1 protein-coding gene is annotated in these 2689 nt (G+C 71.0%); it reads left to right on the top strand.

Features of this window, described 5'->3' with window-relative positions:
* Positions 1-2689: non-ribosomal peptide synthetase (locus D183_RS26020; RefSeq protein WP_157835209.1), on the top strand; the 2689-nt coding region annotated here is incomplete at both ends.

The raw sequence follows: 2689 nt of genomic DNA, 5'->3' as shown, positions 1-2689 counted from the left end.
TCTACACCTCCGGTTCCACCGGAACCCCCAAGGGGGCCCAGAACGAGCACCGCGCCCTCGTCAACCGCCTGGTCTGGATGCAGCAGGCCTATCGCCTCGACGCCCGCGATGTCGTCGTGCAGAAGACCCCCTTCGGCTTCGACGTGTCGGTCTGGGAGTTCTTCTGGCCCCTGCTGAGCGGGGCCACCCTAGCCCTGGCGCCGCCGGCCGCGCACAAGGATCCCGATGCCCTGGCCGCACTGTTCGTGCACCACGGCGTGACCACCGCGCACTTCGTGCCCTCCATGCTGGCCCTGTTCCTGCAGGCCGCCGGCGTCGAACGCTGCACCGCGCTGCGCCACCTGATCTGCAGCGGCGAGGCCCTGCCCGCCAGCAGCGTGCGCCTGGCCCAACAGCGCCTGCCCTGGACCGCTCTCCACAACCTCTACGGCCCCACCGAAGCGGCGATCGATGTGACCGCCTGGACCTGCCCGCCCGCCTTCGCCGGGGAGAGCGTGCCGATCGGCCGTCCCATCGCCAACACCACCATCTACCTGCTCGACGGCAACAGCCAACCGGTGCCGCTCGGCGCCGTCGGCGAGCTGCATATCGGCGGCGTCGGCGTGGCCAGAGGGTACTTGAACCGCCCCCAGCTCACCGCCGAGCGCTTCCTCCCCGATCCCTTCGCCGCCGACCCTGGCGCGCGCCTGTACCGCACCGGCGATCTGGCGCGCTACCGCGCCGATGGCGCCATCGAGTTCCTCGGCCGCATCGACCACCAAGTCAAGCTGCGCGGCTTCCGCATCGAACTGGGCGAGATCGAGGCGCGCATCGCCGAACATCCTGCCGTGCACAGCACCGTCGTACTGGCCCTGGGCGAGGCGGCGCACATGCGCCTGGTCGCCTATGTCGTCCCACGCGAGACGTCCGCCGATGCGCCCAGTGATGCGCTGGTTACCACGTTGCGGACGTTCCTGGCCCGCACTTTGCCCGACTACATGGTGCCGGCCGCGTTCGTGTGCCTGCCCGCCCTGCCGCTGAGCGCCAACGGCAAGCTCGACCGCAAGGCCTTGCCCGCGCCGCAGGACGAGGCCTTCGCCCGGCACGCCTATGCACCGCCCCATCCTGGCACCGAGACCATCCTCGCCGACGCCTGGGGCCGGTTGCTGGGGCACGAGCGGATCGGCCGCCACGACCAGTTCTTCGCCCTCGGCGGCAACTCCCTGCTCGCCGTGCGCCTGCTCAGCCGCATCGAGGCAGCCTGCGGCGTCCGCCTGTCGCTGGCCGAGGTCTTCGCCCACCCGACGCTGCGCGAACTGGCACACGCCGTCACACGCCATCAGGCCGGCGCCGCCACGTCGTCGTTGCCGGCCATCGTCCCGGTCCACCACGGCGACACGCTGCCGCTATCCTTCGCCCAGCAGCGCCTGTGGTTCCTGGCCCAGCTCGAGGGCACCGGCACCGCCTACCACATGCCCGGTGCGCTGCGCCTGCGCGGCGACCTCGACCCGCTCGCCCTGCGCCGCGCCCTGGACGCCCTGCTCCAGCGGCATGCCGCCTTGCGCACCGTCTTCGCCACCAGTGCCGATGGTCAACCGCTGGCGCACCTGCTGCCCGCCGGACAGGCCTTCCCTCTGGTCGAGCACGACCTGGGCACCCAGCCCGATCAGGCCGCGGCCATCGCCAGGCTCGCCCACGACGAAGTCCTCGCCCCCTTCGACCTGGCGCGCGGCCCACTCATCCGCGGCCGCCTGCTGCGCCTGGGACAGGCCGACCACGTCCTGCTGATCACCCAGCACCACATCGTCTCCGATGGCTGGTCGCTGGGCATCCTGATCAACGAACTCGGCACGCTCTACCGGGCCATGCTCGCCGGCCAGCCCGATCCGCTGCCGCCGCTGGCCGTGCAGTACCCGGACTACGCCGCCTGGCAGCGACGCTGGTTCACCGCCGAGCGCCTGGGCAAGCAACTGGACTACTGGAGCCGCTGCCTGGCCGATGCGCCAGTCCTGCTCACCCTGCCGACCGACCGACCACGCCCGGCCACGCCGTCCCATGCCGGCGCCAGCGTGCCGATCGTGCTCGATGCCACGCTGACCCGCGCACTCAAACGCCTCGGCCAGCAGCACCAGACCACCCTGTTCATGACCCTGGCTGCCGCCTGGGCTGCCGTGCTGGCGCGCCTGGCCGGCCAGCACGACGTGGTCATCGGTACCCCCTCGGCCAACCGCAGCCGGCAGGAGATCGAGCCGCTGGTCGGCTTCTTCGTCAACACCTTGCCGCTGCGCATCGACCTGTCCGGCGAGCCGACAGTCGGCGCCCTGCTCGAACGCGTACGCGCCGCCGCCCTGAGTGCCCAGGACCACCAGGACGTTCCCTTCGAGCAGATCGTCGAGCGGATCAATCCGCCACGACAGCTTGAGCACGCCCCGCTGTTCCAGGTCCTGTTCGACTGGCAGAACAACGATCCTGGCACGCTCGACCTGCCCGGCCTGCTGACCGAACCGCTGGCCACGCCCTTCGACCGGATCAAGTTCGACCTGGAGCTCAGCCTGGGCGAGGTCGGCGACGTCATCCAGGGCCACCTCCACTACGCCACCGACCTGTTCGATGCAGCCACCATCACGCGCCAGGCCGGCTACCTGCTGACCCTGCTCGCGACCATGGTCCAGGCCGACGACCAGCCGCTGTCCCGCATCGACCTGCTGGC

Source organism: Xanthomonas sp. SHU 199 (assembly GCF_000364665.1).
Taxonomy (GTDB): domain Bacteria; phylum Pseudomonadota; class Gammaproteobacteria; order Xanthomonadales; family Xanthomonadaceae; genus Xanthomonas_A; species Xanthomonas_A sontii.
This window is presented reverse-complemented; position numbering and strand designations above follow the sequence as displayed.